Source organism: Candidatus Enterococcus wittei, from assembly GCF_002140175.1.
GTDB classification, from domain to species: Bacteria; Bacillota; Bacilli; order Lactobacillales; family Enterococcaceae; genus Enterococcus_B; species Enterococcus_B wittei.
The window spans coordinates 139377-146577 of record NZ_NGMO01000001.1 but is presented as its reverse complement, the minus strand read 5'-3'; the positions used below and the strand labels follow the sequence as shown (position 1 = coordinate 146577).

The window sequence follows — 7201 nt, the reverse complement described above, 5'->3', positions numbered from 1 at the left end:
CTGCTGGAATACCAAAACGTCTCGATAAGTGAGAGCCAATCGTTGTTGAGATTAATATCAGACATAAAATACCTATAAATTCCATTATCTTCATCCTTTCTATTATTAAAAAGAATTTATAATTACTTCTATGAATAGATAGAATACACCTATAGAATAACATAAATTATCTTAATTGGATCTATTGAAGGACTAAAAGATAAGAGATCTTTTCAAATTCAAGGCTGAATAGAAGAATAGAGAAAAAACACTTTTTGTATGGAAAGAATGATGAAAAACAAAAAAAGCGATGTTTTCTATAACCCGACCTAATAGTTAAAAACGAAGACAACTTAAGTTAATAGTTTACACTAATGAATTTGACAAAGTCTGGAGCTTTTTCAGAGTAGACACGCATTGTCAGTATAGAAAATCACATAAAAAAGAGGCTAGAAAATGAGATCTAGCCTCTTCTTATGCAATAAATCAATGGGGATCCTAAAACTAAGTTAAAGAGTTCATTCAAACTTAGGAATACATTTTTCTAACTTTGAAAAATGTGATGATTTCAGAAATACCCATCAGTAGTAAAATACCACCAAAGATTTGGAAAAGAACCATCAAGCTTTGGAACGGATTGAATAAGAGAATCAATCCACCAATCAACAATAGAATACTGTAAATGCTCCACCCTTTAGAATGAGTATTTAAGCCAATAAACAATTGTAAACAACCATTGGCAATAATGATCAATCCAAGAATGATTGGTAAAATCGATACAATTGCTGATGCAAATAAGAAAACGATCAAACCAATGACTAAAAAGGCAAGACCACTAATTAAAGCAAAACCCCAAACTCCTGTCCGTTGCTTGTTTTTATATGCTTCAACCAGATTGATCACTCCTAGTAAAACAAAATAAGCTGTGATTAGATAGCCGATGAAATTAAAAACAGTAGTTGGACTAACAATGATGGCTAATCCAGCAATGATGTAAATAGCAGCTCTTAAAAATGCATATCTTTGAAAATTTCTACGAATAATATCAAACATTTTTCATAACCTCCTTTCATCCATTCTAACGGTAATGAAGATTTTTACCAACTAATAACATATTATTTGATCAATTTCTGAGGATTTTTTCAATTTTTTTGCCTTTTGCTAGTTCATCGATCAATTTATCTAGATATCGAATTTCACGCATTAATGAATCGTTGATTTCTTCTACTTTAACGCCGCAGACAGTTCCAGTGATCAGAGAACGTTTTGGGTTTAGCGCAGGCGCTTGTGCAAAGAAAGTTCGAAAGTCGTGTTCGGTAGCAATTTGTTCTTTTAATTCTTCTAAGTTATAGCCTGTTAACCAGCAGATGATTGTATCTACTTCTTCTTTAGTTCGATTCTTTCTCTCAGCTTTTTTGATATAAAGGGGATAAACACTGGCAAAACTAGTAGTGAAAATTCGATGTTCGGTCATTAGGATTCTCCTTTTTACCTAATTATATTACTAATCCATAAAAAAGAGTAGAGAAGAGAAGAAAAAACAAGAGACTGTCACAACAATCTCTTGTTTTGCATCATAATTTTTAGAACTGTTAGAGAATCTTACCTACCATAGGTACTATAGTGACTTGTTTTATAGCGGATGATGAAACATCTATTGACGCATCAAATAATCAAACGCACCAAGGGCAGCAGTAGCACCTGATCCCATAGAGATGATGATCTGCTTATAAGAACTGTCTGTACAGTCACCGGCTGCAAATACTCCTTCAATAGAAGTGGCGCCATTTTTATTCGTTAAAATCTCACCACGCTGATTTAATTCAAGCGTTTCGTTCAGCCAATCGGTATTAGGTACAAGACCAATCAATATAAAGACTCCAGATACATTTAACTGATGATTGCTTCCAGAGACGCGATCGGTATAAGATAAACCAGTAACTGTTGTATCACCAACGATTTTTTCAGTCGCAACATTGGTGATGACTGTGACATTCGTTAAACTGGTTAATTTATCTTGCAAAATCTTATCTGCTTTTAGTTCGGGCAGAAACTCAAGGACGTAGACATGTTTGGCTATATTCGCAAGATCAATAGCGGCTTCGACACCAGAATTACCTCCGCCGATCACAGCAATCTCTTTACCTGAAAATAAAGGTCCATCACAATGAGGACAATAGGCAATTCCCTTATTTTTAAATTCTTGTTCGCCAGGAACATTAATAGAACGCCAGTGTGCCCCTGTAGCAATAATGGCTGTTTTTGATTTTAGTAACCCGCCATTTTCTAATTGGAGTTCCACCTGGTTTTCTTGTTTTTCAAGTTTGATAGCTCGTTGATTGGTCATCAGATCGATAGGATATTCCCGTAAATGAGCTTCGACTTGTTTCATCAATTTAGGACCTTCAGTATAAGGGGTACCGATCATATTTTCAATACCTAAAGTTTCTACGACCTGTCCACCTAATGAGTCGGCCACCAAGCCTGTACGAATTCCTTTTCTAGCCGCATAAATTGCTGCGCTACTTGCTGCTGGACCTCCGCCCACAATCAAAACGTCGTACAGTTCATTTGAAAGTACGGTTTCAGGTTTAGAAGAACCTAGTAATTTTTCGATAATTTGTTCAATCGTCATACGACCACTGCCGAATTCTTCGCCATTTAAAACAACCGTAGGAACTGCCATAATATGTTTTTCGTCAACCTCTTTTTGATACATGCTGCCTTCAATCATCGTATGAGTGATCATAGGGTTCAGGACAGCAAGAGTATTCAATGCTTGAACAACATCAGGACAATTGTGGCAACTTAGACTTACGTAGGTCTCAAAGTGTAAAGGTCGATCGATTTGTTTGATTTGTTGGATCAACGTTTCGCTGATCTTAGGTTTACGCCCGCTCACTTGAAGTAATGCTAACAAAAAAGAAGAAAACTCATGACCTAATGGTACTCCAGCAAAAGCAATACCACTTTGAGTGCCTTTCCGATTGATTTCAAAGCTAGGTGTTCGCGATAGTATGTTATATTCGATCGTGAATTTTTCAGACATTTCAGTGATTTCAGTGATAAATCCCACTAATTTTTTAGAATCAGGAGTAGTATCCTTGCTGACAGAAAAGACGATAGGTGATTCGACTAAATCTAAATACTGTGCGAATTGTTGTTTTGTTTCATTATCTAACATAAGCAACACCTAAATCTTTCCGACTAAATCAAAACTAGGTTTTAGCGTTTCACCGTCTTCTTTCCATTTAGCAGGACAGACTTCTCCAGGATGCGTACGGACATATTGCGCAGCTTTGATTTTATCAATCAGAGTGCTTGCGTCACGGCCGATTCCGTCAGCGTTGATCTCCATTGCTTGAACAATCCCATCTGGATCAATGATGAATGTGCCTCTCTGAGCTAATCCTTGTTCTTCATCTAATACATCGAAAAGTTGGGAAATACGATGAGCAGGATCACCGATCATTGTATATTCGATTTTTCCGATTGCTTCAGAAGTATCATGCCAAGCTTTGTGAGTGAAGTGAGTATCAGTAGAGCAGGAATACACTTCTACACCAAGTGATTTCAATTCTTTGTATTGCTCTTGTAAGTCTTCTAACTCTGTAGGGCAAACAAAAGTGAAATCAGCAGGATAAAAACATAAGATGCTCCAATTACCAGTAAAATCTTCATTCGATACTTCAGTGAATTGACCATTGTGATACGCATGTGCTCGAAAATCTTCTATTTTTTTTCCAATCAATGACATAATAATTCCTCCAATTTTCCTCTTATTTATATTTATTATAATTTGATATCAATTATAATGTCAACGTAAAACCTGTTATTTTAACAATGTCTATTAAAAATGGTAGGTTAAATATGAGGTGGAGGAGCCGCTAATAGCTTATCATTATTTGAATGGATCCAGAACGTAAACACTGCTATACAAGTATTTATAGTGTTTATTAAAATCGTTAGGGAGACTTTCTTCCTACTGGAGTGACACTGTTTTATTGTGTTTTTTATGATGAATACAAAATATTTAAATTTTAATCGTTATTTTATTGTTTAAATAGTAATTCTCTGCAATAAAAAATGAGGAAAAGACAAGAAAGGGTGTTTTTTCCTCATTCAGTGTATTAGTAAAGCATGTAGTAAAGTCTATTAAATACTAAGCTTGTTTACAAATGCTAAATTTCATTAGGATTATTCTGTTGGTACAAAAATATCTAAATAATCGTTTGTCTGCTTTATTTCAAAGATACATAAAGCAAGTTGGGTAATGATTTTTTTCCAATCGTTGGGTTGTATGAGTCCTTTTAGTAGGTAGATTTTTTTTATATGGGAAGGTAGATGGTCTAATGGGGAATCACTAATAACAATATGGCATTCTTCCATATAATATCTTTGGATAACAATCGATTCTGTAGAAAATATCTGTTGGATTTTGTTCATCAGATCCTTGCTGATATAAAAATCTTTAGTGTAATTGATCCCAATCACAATTGTAGGCTGTTTCTTAAAGCTATCGTATAAATGGAATAATTCCTCGATAATCCATTGTGTGTTCTCTTTTTCTAAAAAATTTGGAAGATAATCCCAATATTGGGATTTAAATTCTTGATAAAAACGTGCAATGGCGTTCTCTAATTTTAGATAATTTTCTTGCTCTTGATAAAACATCACTGTTGGTAAAGGCGTGTTTGGCTGTTCACTATCTAAGAAAGTATTATGGAGTTGAATGATAGCAAAAGATAATGAGTAAAGAATCTTTTGTTTTTTGGGAATATCCAGTTGGAAATAGTGACTAAATTCTTCCACTAATTTTTTTGAGTAAAGCAAGTAAGGGAATGATGCTTTCAGTAATTCTTGATAATGTTGAATACTTCTTTCGTTGCTGTCAAGCTGAGAAATCGTTAAGCGTGCTAAGACATTGATTAGTATCCGTTGTTCGTAACAAAGAGGTAACTGAGAATTCAAGATGTCGACATCTGGATCGACTAGGCGATGAATATATTGAAACTGACTTAATTCTTTTTGGACATTTTCCAAGGAAGTCATCGGAAAGTTATAGTGACAAATCTTTAATATCAAATAAAGTTTGTCAGTCATTCCGCCATTCATACTCTCCAACAAATCCTTTTTAAAATAGGTGTTCAATGTAAAGTCAATCGTCATTTTTTCTTCCTCACCATAGGGCAGAGTAGTATTTGCAAAAATCGTCCAATACACATCAAGAAAACAATATTGGATTTGGAGTTCGGTGCCAGTGATTATTTTTTTCCCTCTACTAGAAAACTTAAAAGAAATACCATAAAGTGCTAGAAATTGATTGATTGACTTCATCTTTGTATAAAGATAAGAAGCACTGTAATTTGTCTGTTGGCTGATACTGACGATTGAATTGGCATTGTGTTCTAAGAGTGCAGTTATAATTTGGAAATTCGTTGATTCTAAACAGTATTTTCCAAATAATTGGTAGTAACACTTAGCAATATCAGCTTGGTCAATCTCAAGTTTAAGGAATTTTTTTTGATTGATGATAGAAAGTTCTGCGAGATTTAACGATAGAAAATCTTGTTCAAGTTCTTGGATATATAAGATGAGGTTCGACTCAGACATAGCGAAATGGTCTGCTAAATAGCGAGTGGTGATGAAAAATTGATGTTCTGTTAAAAACAAAAAAATCTCTAGTTTCGTTACGCTTTTTTTCTTTAATAAGAACTTTTTTATAGCCTCTTGTGTCTGCATGAAATTCCTCCATCAGTTAGTTTTTATCGGAAATTTATTTATTTTGAACAAAAAAAGAGTAAAACTGCTTAGCAAATTTATATTATCTTATTTTTGACGAAAAAATAAAAGGAAGGATGAATTCTCATGAAATATTTAAACGTTCTAATGACTTCTATGATTTTAGCGAGTTTGTCTATTCCTGTAGAGGCTAGTCAAATGGATGAACCGCTTCAAGAAAATCCAGCTGTACAACAAGCAAGGGAGTCAAAATGGGCCAATGTGAACAGAATTTCATTTATAGAGGAACATGCAGGAGCCAATTCAGGTATCATAAAAATTGGCGTTGGAGAAACTGTCACAGTAAAAGCCATGGTTCACTATTCCGGTGATATGCAACCTATTTTGCAGTCAGCAGTTTTCTTTGAGCAGGTTGATCCGGCATTGACCATCCATTATGATCCAAATACGTTGATGTTCAATCATAAAACAGCCTATTTTCATTTTACAATCACCTTGAGTGAAGCTTTGAATAGACCAGCTTTATTTACAGTGAAAGTCGGAGATGGTCAACCGAACGACAGATATTATCTTACTCCATACAGCCAACGTCAAACAATTGAACAAAAGATCTCTAACGATAATGTCTTTGAGGAAGAAGTGAATCCAGGAGAAAGACCGGGAGAGACTCCAGAAGAAACACCAGGAGAGACCCCAGAAGAAACGCCAGGGGAGAATCCAGGAGAAACCCCAGGAGAGATCCCAGAAGAAATTCCAGGAGAGACTCCAGAAGAAACACCAGGGGAGAACCCAGGAGAAACGCCAGGGGAGAACCCAGGAGAAACGCCAGGGGAGAACCCAGGAGAAACACCGGGAGAAAGACCAGAAGAAACACCAGGAGAAATCCCAGAAGAAATTCCAGGAGAGACTCCAGAAGAAACCCCAGGAGAGAACCCAGGAGAAACGCCAGGGGAGACCCCCGAAGAAACACCAGGTGAAACGCCAGAGGAGACTCCAGGAGAAAGACCGGGAGAAATGCCAGATGAAACAACAGAAGAAACAACGAAAGAGATGCCAAGGGAGAACCTAGGAGAAATATTAGGTGGAACTCAAGATAAAACCTTAGAGGGAATACCTGAGAATGAAGAAGGAACAATTCAGTCTGTTATAAAAAAACACTCAAAAGAAACAAGAGAAAAATCCAATGAACGATCAGCAATGGGTTCATCTGATTTGCTTATTGAAATAACTACGCCTTCATTGTTGAGAAAAAATGAAAATACTAATGAAATAAACAATAAAGATTTCTTGGAAACAAATGAACAAACAGATACAACAGCCAATCAATTACCTAAGACCGGTGAAGACTCTCACTCTTTCTTATGGATGTTTGGTATGATGTTGGTGAGTGCCGCAGTCTTCAATTTTAAAAAAGTAAGGAAAAAATTCTTGTAAGAGCTAGTTCTTATATAACCTGAATAACTAAAGTTATAATTAAAAG

General features: G+C 35.5%; 6 protein-coding genes. 1 reads left to right on the top strand and 5 read right to left on the bottom strand.

The genetic code is table 11. From position 1 onward, the window contains the following. Positions 1-507: 507 nt before the first annotated feature. The 5 genes from A5844_RS00475 to A5844_RS00455 all read right to left on the bottom strand — a co-directional run bounded on the left by A5844_RS00475 (position 508) and on the right by A5844_RS00455 (position 5721). Complete coding sequence (locus A5844_RS00475) at positions 508-1032, bottom strand: DUF308 domain-containing protein (protein WP_086283115.1); 525 nt, start codon at positions 1030-1032, stop codon at positions 508-510. 70 nt (positions 1033-1102) lie between these two features. Next, a complete protein-coding gene (locus tag A5844_RS00470) occupies positions 1103-1453 on the bottom strand; it encodes a DUF2200 domain-containing protein (RefSeq protein ID WP_086283114.1) in 351 nt (116 codons plus the stop codon). Between the two features lie 180 nt (positions 1454-1633). Next, on the bottom strand, positions 1634-3163 hold the full coding sequence (ahpF, locus tag A5844_RS00465; RefSeq protein WP_086283113.1) for an alkyl hydroperoxide reductase subunit F: 1530 nt from the start codon (positions 3161-3163) through the stop codon (positions 1634-1636). A gap of 9 nt (positions 3164-3172) precedes the next feature. Beyond that, entirely contained in the window at positions 3173-3736 is a 564-nt protein-coding gene (gene ahpC / locus A5844_RS00460; protein ID WP_086283112.1) for an alkyl hydroperoxide reductase subunit C, read from the bottom strand. Positions 3737-4176: 440 nt separating this feature from the next. Then, positions 4177-5721, bottom strand: coding sequence for a helix-turn-helix domain-containing protein (locus A5844_RS00455; RefSeq protein ID WP_086283111.1), 1545 nt, complete (start codon positions 5719-5721; stop codon positions 4177-4179). Between the two features lie 126 nt (positions 5722-5847). Here A5844_RS00455 and A5844_RS00450 point away from each other — a divergent pair, with 126 nt between their 5' ends. After that, positions 5848-7155: an LPXTG cell wall anchor domain-containing protein gene (locus A5844_RS00450; RefSeq protein WP_086283110.1), complete on the top strand. Its 1308-nt coding sequence runs from the start codon at positions 5848-5850 to the stop codon at positions 7153-7155. Positions 7156-7201: the final 46 nt, after the last annotated feature.